Origin of the sequence: Aliikangiella sp. G2MR2-5, assembly GCF_015687155.1 — a bacterium.
GTDB lineage: Bacteria > Pseudomonadota > Gammaproteobacteria > Enterobacterales > Kangiellaceae > Aliikangiella.
Genome location: NZ_JADPQF010000004.1, coordinates 516886 through 533391, shown reverse-complemented (window position 1 = coordinate 533391; position 16506 = coordinate 516886). Strand labels below are relative to the sequence as shown.

Here is a 16506-nt window from a genome sequence, read left to right as displayed (position 1 = left end):
TGAATAGATAGTGGTGAAATTCAGCGCATCGGCACCACTGCCCTGGTAGATATTATCATACTGGATTTTTTGGCCGCTGGAGCAGCTGATAGGGTTGCCTTCAGCTTCAGATGGATTTTTTACATTAGGGTCTTTGCTTGAAGAAAGAGAGTTAACAAGAGCAGACTCCACTGAATTTTGCATGCTACACTGTTCACGACCACACCTGTCAATTATTCCATCGCCGTTACTATCTAATTTCTTCGGGTGGCTCAAAGGACATGCGTTCTCAACGTTGAAATGCTCGTTTATTATTCCTGCAGATGAGTCAATTGTTCCTCCAGTGCTCTCATTTAAAAGCACGACTCTGATGTTAATCCTGTTAAACTCACCGTCTTTAGTAATAGTACCTTTATAGCACCGTTCTACAACATAGTGCTCGTAATGGTCTTCACACGCGATGTCAAAGGGAGTTTGAAAATTATCATAGAATAAGCCATTGAAATTCCATTGGTCAGGAACTTCAGACAACTGAGCGAGTATTAGATCTTGAGCTTTAAGCGCTCCAACGAATGAAAAAGAAAGCAATAATGCTATTAGAAATTTTGCAATATTTGACATAGCAATTCCCGAACAAATAAAAGAACATCAAATCAGGGAGATTTCAAGAAGCTATTACAACTAAGAATAAGAGTTCCTACTCAATAAGCTATGAATATTTTCTGCCCTGAATTATTGCGCGCATACTACTTAAACTTCTCAACTTGATCTACTGCTAATAACTCTTTTTCACAGTAAATATTACACATATCAAAAAACTATCCCTACCACTAAAACACCAGCGAATTAGCAATTTCCAATATCCACTGCTATTCAGCAAGTAAAAGACTCCCCCCAGCCCCAAAACTCATGTAAAATCGCCCTTTCCCGCCGAAAAATATTGAAAATGGCGTGGATTAACCCCAATTTGACCAAAACTTAACTTGAGACAATTGAATCAATGAGCACTGAAGCCACAAAACCGACCAACTTTATCCGTAACATTATTGAAGAAGACTTAAACTCGGGTAAGCATCAGTCGGTCCAGACCCGTTTTCCGCCAGAGCCGAATGGTTTCCTCCATGTTGGCCACGCTAAATCTATCTGTATCAACTTTGGATTTGCGCAGGATTATCAGGGGCAGTGCAATCTGCGTTTTGACGATACCAATCCTGCGAAAGAAGAAATCGCTTATGCCGAAGCGATTGCCGAAGACGTTAAATGGCTCGGTTTTGAGTGGTCAGGTGAAATTCGCCACGCCGCCGATTACTTCGACAAGCTCTATGACTATGCCGAAGAGCTCATTCAAAAAGGATTGGCTTATGTCGACGATTTAACCGGTGATCAAATGCGCGAATACCGCGGAGACTTCTCAACGCCGGGTAAAGAAAGTCCTTATCGCAATCGCAGTGTAGAAGAAAATCTGGATCTTTTCCGCCGTATGAAAGCCGGGGAATTTGAAGATGGTGCCAAATCTCTACGCGCAAAAATTGATATGGCTTCGCCCAATATGAATATGCGCGATCCCGTTATATACAGAATAAAGCGCCAACACCATATTCGTACCGGCGACAAGTGGTGCATTTACCCAATGTACGACTTTACCCACTGTATTTCGGATGCGCTCGAAGGAATTACTCACTCACTCTGCACTCTGGAGTTTGAAGATCATCGTCCGTTGTATGACTGGGTTCTGGATAATATTACTATCGATTGTCACCCACAGCAGATTGAATTCTCTCGTTTAAACCTGGAACACACCATTACCAGTAAGCGTAAGCTTAATCAGCTTGTTGTCGATGGTCATGTGGACGGCTGGGATGACCCCCGTATGCCAACAATTTCCGGAATGCGTCGTCGCGGCTTTACCCCGGCAGCTATTCGTGACTTTGTTCAACGAACCGGCGTGACCAAAAAAGTTCATACGGTTGAAATGAGTTTGCTGGAAAATTCTGTTCGTGAAGATCTGGGTGAAAATGCGCCGCGAGCAATGGCTGTTTTAAAACCGCTGAAAGTAACCCTAACAAACTACCCGGAAGATAAAATTGAAGAGCTTTCTTCACCCAATCATCCGCAAAAAGAAGAGATGGGTAAACGTACAATATATATGTCGAAAACCCTTTATATCGATCAGGCGGATTTTCGTGAAGAAGCGAACAAGAAATACAAGCGACTGGTTTTAGGTAAGGCGGTACGTTTACGTAATGCATACGTCATCACCTGCAATGAAGTAGTTAAAGATGATAGCGGTAATATTATCGAATTGCTTTGTACCTATGATGAAAATACGCTAGGAAAAAACCCGGAAGGTTATAAAGCTAAAGGTGTTATACATTGGGTGTCAGCGGAAAAATCTTTGCCTGCCAAAGTACGTTTATATGATCGACTATTCAACGTGCCTAACCCTGGTTCTGCGGAGGATTTTCTTGCAACCATTAACCCCGATTCGCTCGAAGTACTCGAAGACGCTCGCGTTGAAATGAGTCTGGGTGATGCCAGACCGGAAGACACTTTCCAGTTTGAACGAGAAGGTTACTTCTGTGCTGATCGCTATGAACACAAGGAAGGTCAGCTGGTATTTAACCGAACCGTGACTTTAAAGGATAGCTGGGCAAAAATCGAAGCGAAGGGTTAACCCTGGTTTTATCTTTGAAAAAAAAGGTGCATTTAAATGCACCTTTTTTTTGAACAAATATTAACAATCCTTTCTTATTAACATTCCTTTCTTATTAACAATTCAGTCTGATTGGCAGCCCCGTCCTGAAAGACCAATCTTAAGAATCTGCCATTAAAACTCAGGCGTTAAAGGTGGTCTGTCATCGATCAGGTCATCAGCATCTTCAACTAATACCGCGGTACCATAGACCACCAGCTCAGCGGCACCGTGAGCGATATGCGAAGTAGAAAATCTTACACCGACAATTGCATTCCCACCCAGATCTCGCGCATCATCCATCATTCGCTCTAAAACCTGTTCACGGCTCTCTGCCATCAACTTGGTGTACTCATGGATTTCTCCACCAATAATCCCACGGAGCTTTGCCAAAATATCGTGACCTATATGGCGTGCACGGATAGTTGTTCCGCGAACCAGACCCAGGTGCTTAATAATTTTTTTGCCGTAAACAAATTCGGTAGTGGATAAAACAACTCTACTCATTTTTGATTTCTACCTTTGCTGGTTCATTAAATTTTAACGCGTCTATACTTGTCGCTTTTCAGCGAAATTAATCGTTGTCTGATGACGCTGATTAACAACAGTAAAGAACCTCCGCCCATCGCGCCAACCAGTACTTTTTCTAGCAGCCCAATTTCTGGATTTGTAAAAATCTTAAATAATGTATAAGCGACTATACCTATCGCGCTTAAAGTTAATAGCGCAAATCCAAAAATACGAGATGTCTTTGCAACCGGTTCTTCAAAAAGCTTTTCCAGATGTTCCAGTTCTTGCTGTTGTAAACTAAGAGACTGAATCTCAGTTCGCATTGTCGAAAGCTCCTGATAAAGCAATTTATATTCAGGATCCGACTCAATCTGCAGAGCCACTTTCTGCGCTTCCTGCTGGGTCAGCTCGCCATCCAGATAACCGGATAGCTTTTCGAATTTTTCATCACTGATTTGATTAACTGAATCGATCATCTCTCGCCCCCCAGAGTAATTCCCTTAGCGACAAGAATTTCTCTAAGCGCCATTCGCGCTCGATGTAATCGTGACATAACAGAACCATTGGCAATTCCCAGGATTTTTGCAATATCGGCGTAACTGAAATTATGGTAATCACGTAGCAGAATGATTTCTTTTTGCTGCGTACTAAGCTCATTGATTGCTTTTTCTAGCGCATCTTTAAGCTGCATTTGCTGCAGGGATTTATCAGGCTCGGTAGACAATGGCGCACTGGAGTGGAACTCCTCATGTTCAACCTGTCTCACTCTTTGTTTATGACGCAAAATATCAATCGATTTATTGCGCACAACGGTAAACAGCCAGGGCTTAAACTCCGGGTGATCCAGTGCCGGCGCATTGGCATGATTGATCCCTTTTTCAATTGAGGCCTGAACTACTTCAAGCGCATCATCAGCGTTGTTGAGTAAACGAAAAGCAAGCGCATAGGCCTGCTTTCTACACTCATTGAATTCCTCTGACACCTGCATGGTGTATTCCTTAATTTCTGTCATTTCAGATAGTGCCATCAAATATTACGATATCTCAAAGCAAAGTGATACGGAAAAATGGCACAAAATGCTAACAAGCGGAGAAACTAAGGGGCCTCCAAGTTAGCAAGCAGTTACTTGACTGGTGAACGACTAGCGCCCCTGGAAGCTTTTGCATTTTGTGCCTCAGGAGAGTAAACGGACTAAAGCGATGCTTATTCCCTGGTATTGAAAATATTTTGAAAAAGGAAAAGAAAGCGATCAACACCCCGGCCGGATAAAGGGCTAACACAGCGAATGGCGATTATAGAAATCTTACCGCATATATAGGCGGTAGAAAGGTGCTCAGACATTGCCAGTGATTACCCTGATTTTCAGTTAGCCAGAGATTTCCAGTGGTTGACCCCAGCAAGAGTTGCTCGCCTGATTTATCGATATCCAGGCCGTGACGGAACACTAGATCATAGCTGGGTTGCTGTGGCAAGCCAGCGGTCAGTTTTTCAAAGCTTTTTCCGCCGTCTCTGGTGCAGGTAACAACGAGTTTGCCATCTACCGGAATTCGACACTCGTCTTTCACGCCGGGCACAAACCAGGCACATTCAGGATCCCGTGGGTGAACTGCCGTCGCGAAACCAAATACCGATGGCTCTACATCTCTAACTTCCTGCCAACTTGCCGCGTTATCGCTGGATTTAAAAATGCCATTATGATGCTGAACCCACAAATGATCAGGGTTCGTCGCACATTGAACCAAAAGGTGAGGATCTTGTATCGTGACGTCATATGCCCTGTCCGGAGGCATGTATTCAGCTCGCATTCCTTTCGAACAGTTTTTCCAGCTTTTTCCACTATCTCTGGTTACCCAGACACCGGCGCAGGAGACAGCAATTTTTACCTCATTGTGATCTCTTGGGTCTACACAGATTGAGTGGATACCCGCAGAATCAAAGCCCCCTCCAAACCAGGATTGTTCAATATTTTTTTGCCATAAATACTCATTCAGATGCCACGATAGTCCTGCATCTTTCGAATAGAATAGCCCGCCAGGAACGGTTCCGGCCCATAATTTATCACCAGGCCCATCATCTGCGTATGCCAGTGACCAGATTAAATTCAATGAAAATGCCTTAGGTTTTTCGTCTCCACTTTCTGCTCCAGAATAACTTGGGCAGTTGATTTCCTGCCAGCTTTTACCACTATCTTCAGAGCGGTGAAGCTTTACCCCAAAATGCCCATGGTCTAACGCGGCATACCAGTATTTCCTGTTTTCGGCGGCCAGCGTCATACTGACTGGTACACCGAGAAAATCAACCGGTTCCAGAGTTTTGTCCTGATTAAGTCGAAACAAACCTTTTCGAGTTGCGATCAAAGCGCGTATACCCATCTGTATTCTCCAGTTTTCTGTTTCATTGACCGATTCCAGTTTCTGGTAACTTCGCCTTTTAGCCGCCCGATAAGGCCTGGAGGACATACACCTCAGAATTCTGATCTAGCGGATCGCTAAGCGACTCTCGATCAAGGATCAAATTGTTATCCACGGTAACCATTACATGTTTTCTTAATCCTCCCTGATCATCAAGAATATAGCTGCCCAGTCGGGGGTGAGCGGCAAAGACTTTAGCCAGAGCCTCGGCAACACTCGCCGCTTCAACTTCACAAGGAGGACAGTCAATATGCCGCTTCAAGTTTTCGGTAAAGATCACCTTGACCAATGTACTCTTTCCTTAAGTTCAGCCAACATGCACTTGCTGGCCTGAATTAAAAGCTTGTGTTAATTCTAGTGCTTTTCACATAGATTGCGCGCAATAGCCTTCAAAAATGAAAAGGGCGCATCTCTTTTTTGCGACAAAGTATTGTAATCGCCGCCAAAAAAAACTATATTTCGCTAAATAACGAAATGTAATCTCTTTACTTTACCTCAATAAATCTTGAGCTTATATGGATAATCAACAACTTATCGATTTTTTTAAGGCCCTGGCAAGTGAAAAAAGACAGCAGATGTTGCTCGAAATTTTTCTCGACGGAAAGTCGCATCCGGTTTCTGAAGTAGCCGCAAGAACCAGTCTGGCTATGTCTACCGCATCTGCGCACCTCCATATATTGCGCAGAGCAGGAATACTCACTTCTGAAAAAGTCGGCAAAGACGTTTTCTTTCAGGGAGACCGAAAGTTTATGGTCAAAACCTTTAGAGCACTGGCTGATAAATTCGACTGCTGCTAAAAATTTTTTGAATTATCATTTCGTTATTTCGCGAAATAAAGAACTTAATAAAAGGAGATCATCGTGCAAAACGCGATAAAAAATATCAGCAACTATCTGGTTTTCTTATTAACACTATTCTGGCTAACTCCCGGATTTACCGTTACTCAAGCACAGGAGCGACAAGAAGAAGCAGATCTTTATGAAGTTGCCTACTTCGAATCCATTCATTCTGATCGTTCCGTAGATAGCATTTACCTGAGCTTTGCGCAACAGTTCGCCTCATGGAAAAATTTCGATCTGCTTTGGCGTTTATCACTGGTAAGCAATCGAGGCTATTCAATAGACACTTTTAATCCGGAACTAGGCCAAATGGACGCTGATTCGCAAGGCATTGCAGCCAGTCTGATGACACGGGTAAAGTTATTCGAGTTGGCCCCCTTATCACTAAATGCCAGCTTTGCCACAGGGCCCATTTATTTCAACAGTGACTTTCCACCACAAGGCACCCAATGGAATTTCCATCATCAAATTGGCATCACGCTAAATTATCAATTCATGTCCACAAACCAGCTGGCTCTTGGTTATCAGAGAATGCATATTTCTAACGGTCAGGGACTGGTTGACTCTAACCCGGCAATAGATAGTGATGGTATTTATTTTCAATTTATCAGGAGGTTTTAACAATGCGAAATCTCTTTCTAATCATTTTCATCTCTCTTTTATCCGGTTGCTCCAGTATTCCTTTTTCAAGCTGGAGTCAGTTTTCTTCATTTGATGGTCAACAATTTAGAAGGATTAAACCTGGCGATATAAGAGTAAAGGTTGAGATTAATCAAAATGTTGAAATGAATATCAACAAGACCCGGCTCGACCTCGGTCTGGTAAATGCCAGTTCAAATAGACAGGTCCAACTCTATTCAAAACTGGTGGAGCAGCAGTTGATTGATGCACAAAAAGGTTTCTTTTCAGATACTCCGGCAATGCGCTCTACTACCTACCGGTTGGCTGAAGAATCGGTTGAACAATTCAGACAACTACAATCTGCGTGGGCACTTAAAGGAGACAATCAACTAACTTTTAGCGTAGCAGCATCAATTCCCGATGCAGCAAAAGAGTCTTCCGAGAGTGTCTATCTCACGACAAGTATCAAATTGTCTAAAAATGCAGATTACATCACCTTGATTGAACGATACTCTGTCAACTGATCTGAAAATAGGTTAAAGACAATCAAGGCCGATGCAGACTTATCTAAAACCGCTTTTTGCTATCAAAAGCCTGGCTTCAAAGGGAATTTTCTTTACAAATGCTGGTTTAAGCGGTTAAATTATGGTCGGATTTACCGGAATTTTTGTTAACGATTTAGAAATACTCAGACATAAACTGATATAACTCCATATGTTTTTCGACCCAAAAGCAAAAACATCACTTAATATCTTTGCAAGTCAGCATGGCTGCAAATTTATTCTAAACTAGCCTCTTTGAATTAATCAGGGCGGTCCGCCCTCGTCCACGATTTGTGCTATTTTTACTAGCGAGCAGATAAGTTTATCGGCTTCGCGAAAATCGCCGATAAACTGAGTCTAATCTCAAACTGACAAGACTTAATCTTTAAGCCTGAATTTCAGGAAGTTAAAAACCAGTACGAAGAGGTCTAAGACTTCAACCAGTGGCTTTGCCACTCTTAATCAATCTAAAAGATATAAATGACTATGAGCGAACAAGACAAATTTAGTACCGAAAAAGCCCCTAAGCCTGTAGGCCTTTATCCTCATGCCAGAAAAGTTGGTAACCTCCTTTTTTTATCCGGGGTGGGTCCTCGAAAGGCTGGCACCACAGATATACCGGGAGTTACCTTAAATGAAGATGGCAGCATTAAAGAATACGATATTGAAGCCCAGTGCCGCAGCGTTTTTGAAAACGTGAGAACCATCTTGCAAGAGTCAGGTTCGAGCTGGATGGAGTTAGTCGATGTCACTGTGTTTTTAACCAATATGAAAGACGACTTTAAAACTTACAACAAAATTTATGCCGAGTACTTTGCCGATAATCAACCTTGCCGAACCACGGTAGAAATCAATTGCTTACCGACACCGATTGCAATCGAGCTTAAGTGTATTGCGACGATTAAAGATGATAAGTGATAAGTGATAAGTGATAAGTGATAAGTGATAAGTGATAAGTGATAAGTGATAAGTGATAAGTGATAAGTGATAAGTGATAAGAAGCATTTCAAAAATGTGTGATTTCTTAAAATAAAAATCTGAAATCAATGGCTTAGAACTTCAAAAAACAGAGGATTTGAATATGAGTGCACCAATGCAGGTAATCAACTTCCAAAAATGGATAGAAGACAACCGCGATAAACTCAAGCCGCCGGTCTGTAATAAGGAAGTCTATCGTGAGGGTGATATGATTATCATGGTGGTCGGAGGCCCCAATGGTCGCAAAGATTTTCATTACAATGAAGGTCCCGAATTTTTCTACCAGCTGGAAGGCGAAATGCTGCTTCGAACTCAGCAGGATGGCAAAGTAGTCGAGTACCCGATTAAAGCGGGTGAAGTCTTTCTGTTGCCGCCCAAAGTCCCTCATTCCCCGGTACGTTTTGAAAACTCGATTGGACTCGTTATTGAACAGGTTCGTCGCCCAGATGAAACCGACGCGCTGATGTGGTTCTGTGAAAAATGCAATCACAAACTCTACGAAGAGTTTTTTCCACTTCGAGATATCGAAAATGATTTTGGCGCAGTTTTTAACCGCTTTCTTTCCAGTGAAGAGTTACGAACTTGCAGCCAGTGCGGTGAAGTTATGCCACACAATAAACACGAATTTGATTAAGGAATGAGAAGCAATGCTAACCATTGATATTCATACCCATATACTGCCGGAAAAATGGCCTGATCTGAAAGAAAAATACGGCTACGGAGGCTGGATTCATCTGGACCATCACAAATGCGGCTGCGCTCGAATGATGAAAGATGAAACCTTCTTTCGTGAAATCGAATCCAACTGCTGGGACGCCGAAGTGCGTATGCACGAATGCGATCAGCATAAAGTCGATGTGCAGGTACTTTCAACAGTACCGGTGATGTTCAGTTACTGGGCAAAAGCACAAGACGCTCTCGATATTTCAAAGCTGTTGAACGATCATATTGCCGGGATCTGTGATCAACACTCAACCCGGTTTGCGGGATTAGGAACCATTCCGCTGCAGTCTCCGGATCTTGCGATAAAGGAACTGGAAAGATGCGTCAAAGATCTCGGCTTATCCGGCGTACAAATCGGCTCCCATGTTAATGAATGGAACCTCAATGCACCGGAACTCTTTGCTGTGTTTGAAGCTGCGCAAGATCTGGATGCCTCGATTTTTGTTCATCCGTGGGACATGATGGGCAAGGAGCAGATGAAGGACTATTGGCTACCCTGGCTGGTCGGTATGCCTGCGGAAACGTCACTGGCGATCTGTTCAATGATTTTTGGTGGCGTGTTTGAAAGACTGCCACAGTTAAAAGTTGCCTTTGCCCACGGCGGTGGCTCTTTTCCTTCCACCATCGGCAGAATCGAACACGGCTTTAATTGTCGTCCCGATCTGGTGGCGGTTGATAACAATGTTAATCCACGCGAGTACCTGGATAAATTTTATCTGGATACGCTGGTACATGACCCTGCCATGCTGAATTATCTAATCGAATTGATGGGAGCAGATAAATTAGCGCTGGGAACCGACTATCCATTTCCTTTGGGTGAACTAGAACCAGGAAAGTTAATTAACGAAACCATCAACAATGAAGAAACCAAAGCCCGATTACTCCACGGCACCGCTCTGGAATGGTTGGGACTGGAAAAGTCGCGGTTTGAATAGTCATGAAAATTTCACTAACAATAGATAACAAAGACTATTCTGCCGATTTAAGCGAGGCCAGATCGATAGCCATTAGTTTGCTTCCTGATGGCGAGCAGCCCAGTCACTTTGGCGCACCGGCCTGTACCAGCGAAACTCTGGAAGGCGGCGGCTTTGTTGGTGATACAAAAAGAGGCGGCAGCTGTAATGTAAACCAGCTAACCATCATTCCCCATTGCAACGGCACTCATACTGAGTCCATTTCACATATTGTCAATGAAATGATCCCGGTTCATCAAGCGATTAGCAGCAACCTTTTTCCTTGTGTTCTGATCTCGGTAACCCCCAGCAAAGCGAGTGAGGTGACTGATCATTATACCCCCGGCTTCGACCCGGACAATCTGGTGATCTCCCGACGCGCACTTGAATCGGCGCTCGATAGCTTTGATGACTCGCAACTGGAAGGTCTGGTTATTCGTACTAAACCAAATGGTATAGAGAAAAAAGTTGCCTGCTATGACGAATCAAATTATCCGGTTTACTTAACCGCCGATGCTATGCGCTATATTGTCGAGAGAAGTGTCTCTCACTTGCTGGTGGACTTTCCTTCGGTGGATAAGATGTTTGATGAAGGTATGCTCAGTAATCATCGAATTTTCTGGCGAGTCCCCCCCGGCAAAACGAGCATCAACGAATCATCTTTTCTCAGCAAGACGATTACCGAAATGATTTACGCTCATAGTTATATTGCCGATGGACTTTATTTGTGTAATTTGCAAATCCCTGAAATTGTCACTGACGCAGTTCCCTCGAGACCGGAATTAATTCCACTTGTGGCGCTTTAACAACAATTTTTTTACGAGAAAAACCATGCAATTTGAAAATCCCTCTCAATCTGAAAACGGTCTGCAATTTAAAAATAGCCCCGAATTTGCCCGCAAAATGGATAAACAAGATCCGATTGGCGCGATGCGTACACAATTTCATATTCCCAAACACTCAGACGGTAGCGATGAGATCTACCTGTGCGGAAATTCACTGGGGCTGCAGCCTAAAAAAACAGAAGAATATTTGGCTTTTGAATTATCCCAATGGCAAAAATACGGCGTCAAAGGTCACTTCACCGGCGATTATCCCTGGATGCCTTATCACGAATTTTTAAGCGAAGGTTTTGCCGAACTCGTCGGCGCGAATAAAAGCGAAGTCGTCGCGATGAATTCCTTGACCGCTAACCTGCATTTTATGATGGTCAGCTTTTATCGTCCGACGGCATCACGCCATAAAATTTTAATCGAAGACCATGCTTTTCCTTCCGATCACTATGCCGTCGAATCGCAAATAAAGTTTCACGGTTACGATCCGAAAGAATCGATGATACTGATTAAACCTCGCGACGGTGAAGAAACCATTCGCCACCAGGATATTTTAGACATCATCGAAAAAGAAGGCGATTCGATTGCGCTGATTATGTTGCCGGGCGTTCAGTATTACACCGGGCAGGTATTCAGAATGAAAGAAATCACCGAGGCTGGTCACAACAAAGGCTGCATGGTGGGCTTTGATCTTGCCCATGCCGCCGGCAATATCGTCATGCAGCTGCATGACTGGAATGTCGACTTTGCCTGTTGGTGTAGTTACAAATATTTAAATTCGGGCCCGGGTTCGGTCGCCGGTTGTTTTGTACATGAGCGCCATCACAGTGACGAAAACATTCCGCGCTTTGCCGGCTGGTGGGGCCACGACAAATCCAACCGCTTTAAAATGGAAAACTCTTTTAAACCGATGCACAGCGCAGAAGCCTGGCAGCTTTCCAACCCACCGATTTTATCCTTGGCGGCGATTCGCGCTTCACTGGATACCATTAAAGAAGCCGGCGGCATAAGAAAACTGGCCGAGAAATCCAGAAAGCTGACTGACTACTTGCGCTTCCTGCTCAAAGATGAGCTGGGAGAGGATATTAAAATTCTGACGCCGGAAAACGAGCAGGAATACGGTAGCCAATTGAGTTTAACCGTTGATACTCATGGTATTGACGGTAAAGTTATTTTCGAACGTATCGAACAAGCCGGGGTCACCGGTGACTGGCGTTATCCTAACGTGATCCGGGTAGCCCCGGTGCCGTTGTATAACAGCTTTGAAGATTGTTATCGCTTTGTTCAAATTCTTAAAACCAGCCTGGAGGAAAAGTAATGAGTGATAAAAAAATCACCCTGATCGGTGCCGGTCTGGTGGGCAGTTTGGCCGCAGTTTTTCTGGCCAAACGCGGATTCGAAGTAGAAGTTTTTGAACGACGGTCGGATATGCGCAAGGAAAATATTTCCGCGGGCCGCTCGATTAACCTGGCGCTGGCCAATCGCGGGATTTATCCTCTCGAACAAGTCGGCCTGATGGACAAGGTTAACGCCATGTTGACTCCCATGAAAGGTCGAATGGTGCACGACCTTGAGGGAAATCTGAATCTGCAGCCCTACGGACAAAAACAGGAAGAGGTCATCTACTCTGTTTCCCGCGCCGATCTCAATACGCTATGTATGGACGCGGCTGAAGCGGAAGGTAATGTCAACATTCACTTTAATCAAAAGTGTATTGGCGTTGATTTTGAGAATAATCTACTCCAATTGAAAGATGAAATTACCGGTAAAGAATATGAAAAGCCTTTTACCCGGGTGATAGGAACTGATGGTAGCGCCTCAGCAGTTCGTGACGCAATCCATGCGGTCCATTCGGACCATAATTATGCTGAACAATTGGGTCACAGCTACAAAGAACTTTGTATTCCCGCAGGCAGTGACGGAGACTTCCAGATGGAACCTCATGCACTACATATCTGGCCTCGCGGCGGCTACATGCTGATCGCCCTGCCCAACCTTGATAAAAGTTTCACGGTGACATTGTTTATGCCGAATGACGGCGAAATAAGCTTTGAAAATATCAATGATAAAGATAAGTTGAATGCCTTTTTTGCCGAACACTTTCCTGACGCAGTCCCCTTGTTACCGGAACTGGAAAAAGATTATTTTGAAAACCCCACGGGTCACCTGGCAACAGTAAGATGCAGTCCGTGGCACTATCAGGATAAAGCACTGTTGATCGGCGATGCTGCACACGCAGTTGTTCCATTCCACGGCCAGGGAATGAACTGCGGATTTGAAGATGTCAGTGAGCTGGACGCGCAAATTAAGAAATACGCCGGTGACTGGGAAAAAATATTTTCTGAAACCGATAAGTTACGTCAGCCTAATGGCAACGCTATCGCCGATATGGCGATCGAAAACTATATTACCATGCGTGATTCGGTTCGTGATGATAAGTTTCTGATGCGAAGCGCATTAGCGTTTGAACTTGAAAAGCGATTCCCGGATTACTTCTGCCCACGCTATTCCATGGTGATGTTTCATCGACTGCCTTATGCAGAAGCGCAAAGTCGAGGCAGTATTCAGGAAGAGATTTTGCAGCAGTTGACTAAATCCATAGAATCGGTAGAACAGGTTGATTATTCAGAAGCTGAAGAACTCGTTAAGGCAAAGCTTCAACCACTGGTGCTTAATCCTTGACAGGTCATTCTATTAAATAACTTAGTAGTTCAAGCAATTCAATAAAAGAAAAACGCCAGCACCAAATAAGTCGCTGGCGTTTTTTATTCCACTGATACTCTGACTAACCAGTATCGACTAGCATTCAAGTGAAAATACTATGATCAGGTTGGAGACAGTCGATACCAGTCGACTTTTCGTGTAACAAACATTATCGTCGCCAGAAGAACAAAAAGTAAGAAACTCCCGGACAATAAAGCGTAATCTTCCGCACCGATAATAAAATAGAGCACCAGAAAAAACAGATTGAGTACAACAAAAATTCCAGCCCCTTCACCTACGCTTTGAGTTTGATGGCGAACATAGTATCCGATCAATAATGTACAGCTAAGAGCGGCGCTCCAGTACGCCCAGATAAATGTCAGATGTTCTGACAAGGCCAACAATAGCAAAAAGAAAATCGCCAACGAGAAACCGGTTAATGCATAGGCAACTGGATGGATGGATGCTTTACGCGTTACCAGTTCATACAGCAGGAATATGGCAAAGGTCACGACAATTGTCAGAATACCATACTTAACCGAGCGCAAGGTTTGTAAATAGATATCCACCGCCTGAATATGTCTTACCCCAAACTGGCTGGCAATTAATCCGTTTTCGCAAGTCGACCGCATACAGCGTTCCAGTACATTGACTATATCCGTTGCAAAAATGCCCGTTTGCCATTGGGCAGAATATCCTTGAGTATTTATTTCTCTTTCTGTCGGTAAAAATGTGCCTATAAAGTTCGGATGAGGCCAGTCGGAATTTACTTCGATAAAATTGCTTTTGCCCAGAGGAATAAACTCTAACGCTTCCATTCCTTTTAGCTCAAGGCTAAATACAACTTCAATCAACTTGCCGGTCAATAGCTTATCTTCAACCGTTGCGTTAACACCTGATGGAAAGAATGTCAGATTACTTCCAGGCTCAACTTCTGTCGGCTCCTGATTAACGCTGAGTTTTGGCTTACCTAGAATACCGCGCACATCCTCTACGCCGAAACTTAAATAGGCTTTTTCGACCCGGCGGACAGATTCTTCCCGAAAAAAAGCCTTTACAGATTCCAGGTTAAAGCTGGCATTCACATCTTGCAAAGATGTATAAACGGGTACCGGATAAATACCTTTTTTCAGTGTCTGGGTTCGAATATTCACGCGGGATGACTGAGATTCAGCCGCCACCGGCATCAAGACTTTATGCCACCTTTCTTCGGTTTTAAATGTACCATCGCCTAAAGCAATACGAACATTGCTTTTTTGCTCGTAGGGAATAACCAACAAAGGCCCCAGCACTTTCTGAGCACCGGTCCAGCTTCTGGCTACGCTGGTTTTAGCGGTGTCCCTTTGCATGCTGCGTTCCTCGACCTGATGCTCAATCATTTCCAATGGAATATTCAGGGCGAAAATAATGAAGAGCAACCAAAGATATTTATTCGTTAATAATGATTTCATGAAGAGCTCCTTGTAAAGAAGCCTTCAAGCTTAAAACCAGGATGGGGAGCTAATCTACTCAGAATATGGCTTTAAACAGACCAATCATGACGAAAACTTGACAGTTCGGTAGCATCCCCTTAACTTGGCAACATCAGATAAAATCCCGATAAAAGGACTTCATTTTGAGTAACCACTGCGCTAATTGTGGCTCGGCGATAACACCAGGAGCTCGCTTTTGTACAAACTGCGGAACCGCGGTTTCACCTAATAACGACAATTCCCCCTATTCAGCGCCTGCGGCACAAAACTATCAATCCCCTAATATGGCGGCAGAGTTTATTTATGCGGGATTCTGGAAACGGCTGATCGCTTATATTATCGATGCAATTGTTATCTTTATTATTACTTTCCTGATTGCAATGTTTGGCCTGGGGATCTCGCTAACTTCATTTGGTAGTTCCGATGCTGTAGCAGTGGGGCAAAAAGTCTTGCTGCTGTATTTCGGTTTTTTTATTCTTAGGTGGATGTACTTTGCGTTACTGGAAAGCTCTTCTGGTCAAGCTACTCTGGGAAAGAGAGCTCTGGGAATCAAGGTAACGGATATACAAGGACAGCGACTGAGTTTTGTCCACGCCGCAGGCAGACAGCTGGCAGGCGTAATTTCAAACATGACCTTGTTGATAGGTTATCTGATGGCGGCTTTCACCGGTCGAAAGCAGGCTTTGCATGATATGATCGCTAACTGCGTTGTTGTTAATAAACATTTCGACTCAGCGCAGATCTATAATGCAAATATGAATCCACCAAGAGGTATGGGAGCAGGTGGTATTATCGCTATCATTGCGTTAGTACTCATTATTCCAGTCGGCGGCATTTTGGCTGCAATAGCAATTCCTGCATATCATGATTACACAGTGAGGGTTCAGGTTAACGGAGCCTACTCGCAAGCAAGAGAACTGTTACCTGCAGTAACAGAATTTGCTCTGGAACAAGGAACCTGGCCATCAAGTCTTGAGCAAACCGGCCTCGATTCCAGCAATTATCAACATGCTGACTATCGAATACAGCTGGAAAGAAATGGTACGATTGCAATCTATTTGAACAAGCCTCAAGCTGTGAGTAATGGCATGATCTATCTAGCACCGGAGCTTACTTCAAGTGGTGAATACGACTGGAAATGTTTCGCACAAAACCTGAAAGACAGTTATCTACCGGTAGACTGTCGGGAATAGGAAAGATCCCGGTTTTGTGGTAAAAACTAAATAAAAAAACGTGCATTAAAAGCGCGT

General features: G+C 43.8%; 18 protein-coding genes. 11 read left to right on the top strand and 7 right to left on the bottom strand.

All coding sequences use genetic code 11. From position 1 onward, the window contains the following. Positions 1 to 600: hypothetical protein (locus IYN84_RS15425; protein WP_196140132.1), on the bottom strand; the 600-nt coding region annotated here is incomplete at its 3' end. A gap of 379 nt (positions 601 to 979) precedes the next feature. Here IYN84_RS15425 and IYN84_RS15420 point away from each other — a divergent pair. Next, positions 980 to 2653, top strand: a complete 1674-nt coding sequence (locus tag IYN84_RS15420; protein ID WP_196140131.1) for a glutamine--tRNA ligase/YqeY domain fusion protein — start codon at positions 980 to 982, stop codon at positions 2651 to 2653. 153 nt (positions 2654 to 2806) lie between these two features. Here the strand turns inward: IYN84_RS15420 and IYN84_RS15415 are convergent, their stop codons facing one another. The 5 genes from IYN84_RS15415 to IYN84_RS15395 all read right to left on the bottom strand — a co-directional run bounded on the left by IYN84_RS15415 (position 2807) and on the right by IYN84_RS15395 (position 5872). Continuing rightward, positions 2807 to 3178, bottom strand: coding sequence for a YbjQ family protein (locus tag IYN84_RS15415; protein ID WP_196140130.1), 372 nt, complete (start codon positions 3176 to 3178; stop codon positions 2807 to 2809). A gap of 26 nt (positions 3179 to 3204) precedes the next feature. Then, entirely contained in the window at positions 3205 to 3657 is a 453-nt protein-coding gene (locus IYN84_RS15410) for an anti-sigma factor (RefSeq protein ID WP_196140129.1), read from the bottom strand. Next, positions 3654 to 4193, bottom strand: coding sequence for an RNA polymerase sigma factor (locus IYN84_RS15405; protein WP_210330554.1), 540 nt, complete (start codon positions 4191 to 4193; stop codon positions 3654 to 3656). The genes IYN84_RS15410 and IYN84_RS15405 overlap by 4 nt, the downstream gene beginning before the upstream one ends. 280 nt (positions 4194 to 4473) lie before the next feature. Continuing rightward, positions 4474 to 5553 (bottom strand): exo-alpha-sialidase, encoded by a 1080-nt coding sequence (locus IYN84_RS15400; protein WP_196140127.1) that lies wholly within the window; start codon positions 5551 to 5553, stop codon positions 4474 to 4476. Between the two features lie 58 nt (positions 5554 to 5611). Continuing rightward, entirely contained in the window at positions 5612 to 5872 is a 261-nt protein-coding gene (locus tag IYN84_RS15395; RefSeq protein ID WP_371734919.1) for a MoaD/ThiS family protein, read from the bottom strand. Positions 5873 to 6107: 235 nt separating this feature from the next. On the opposite strand from IYN84_RS15395, the gene IYN84_RS15390 reads away from it, so the two are divergent. The 9 genes from IYN84_RS15390 (at position 6108) to IYN84_RS15350 (ending at position 13763) form a co-directional block, all read left to right on the top strand. After that, complete coding sequence (locus tag IYN84_RS15390) at positions 6108 to 6389, top strand: helix-turn-helix transcriptional regulator (protein WP_196140125.1); 282 nt, start codon at positions 6108 to 6110, stop codon at positions 6387 to 6389. Between the two features lie 63 nt (positions 6390 to 6452). Next, entirely contained in the window at positions 6453 to 7052 is a 600-nt protein-coding gene (locus IYN84_RS21725; RefSeq protein ID WP_196140124.1) for an acyloxyacyl hydrolase, read from the top strand. A 2-nt stretch (positions 7053 to 7054) separates the two neighbouring features. Continuing rightward, positions 7055 to 7576 (top strand): hypothetical protein, encoded by a 522-nt coding sequence (locus IYN84_RS15380; protein ID WP_196140123.1) that lies wholly within the window; start codon positions 7055 to 7057, stop codon positions 7574 to 7576. 504 nt (positions 7577 to 8080) lie between these two features. Continuing rightward, on the top strand, positions 8081 to 8512 hold the full coding sequence (locus IYN84_RS15375) for a RidA family protein (protein WP_196140122.1): 432 nt from the start codon (positions 8081 to 8083) through the stop codon (positions 8510 to 8512). Positions 8513 to 8675: 163 nt separating this feature from the next. Next, a complete protein-coding gene (locus IYN84_RS15370) occupies positions 8676 to 9206 on the top strand; it encodes a 3-hydroxyanthranilate 3,4-dioxygenase (protein ID WP_210330552.1) in 531 nt (176 codons plus the stop codon). Positions 9207 to 9219: 13 nt separating this feature from the next. Continuing rightward, positions 9220 to 10230 (top strand): amidohydrolase family protein, encoded by a 1011-nt coding sequence (locus tag IYN84_RS15365; protein WP_196140121.1) that lies wholly within the window; start codon positions 9220 to 9222, stop codon positions 10228 to 10230. 2 nt (positions 10231 to 10232) lie between these two features. Continuing rightward, positions 10233 to 11054 carry a cyclase family protein gene (locus IYN84_RS15360; protein WP_196140120.1) on the top strand — a complete coding sequence of 274 codons (822 nt, stop codon included), beginning with the start codon at positions 10233 to 10235 and terminating at the stop codon, positions 11052 to 11054. Between the two features lie 25 nt (positions 11055 to 11079). Further along, complete coding sequence (gene kynU, locus IYN84_RS15355) at positions 11080 to 12399, top strand: kynureninase (RefSeq protein WP_196140119.1); 1320 nt, start codon at positions 11080 to 11082, stop codon at positions 12397 to 12399. Next, positions 12399 to 13763 carry an NAD(P)/FAD-dependent oxidoreductase gene (locus IYN84_RS15350; protein WP_196140118.1) on the top strand — a complete coding sequence of 455 codons (1365 nt, stop codon included), beginning with the start codon at positions 12399 to 12401 and terminating at the stop codon, positions 13761 to 13763. Before kynU ends, IYN84_RS15350 begins: the two co-directional genes overlap by 1 nt. A 143-nt stretch (positions 13764 to 13906) precedes the next feature. Here IYN84_RS15350 and creD read toward each other — a convergent pair whose 3' ends face one another. After that, positions 13907 to 15235, bottom strand: a complete 1329-nt coding sequence (gene creD, locus IYN84_RS15345; protein ID WP_196140117.1) for a cell envelope integrity protein CreD — start codon at positions 15233 to 15235, stop codon at positions 13907 to 13909. Positions 15236 to 15399: 164 nt separating this feature from the next. Between creD and IYN84_RS15340 the strand changes: the two genes are divergently transcribed. Next, positions 15400 to 16449, top strand: a complete 1050-nt coding sequence (locus IYN84_RS15340; protein WP_196140116.1) for an RDD family protein — start codon at positions 15400 to 15402, stop codon at positions 16447 to 16449. Positions 16450 to 16506: the final 57 nt, after the last annotated feature.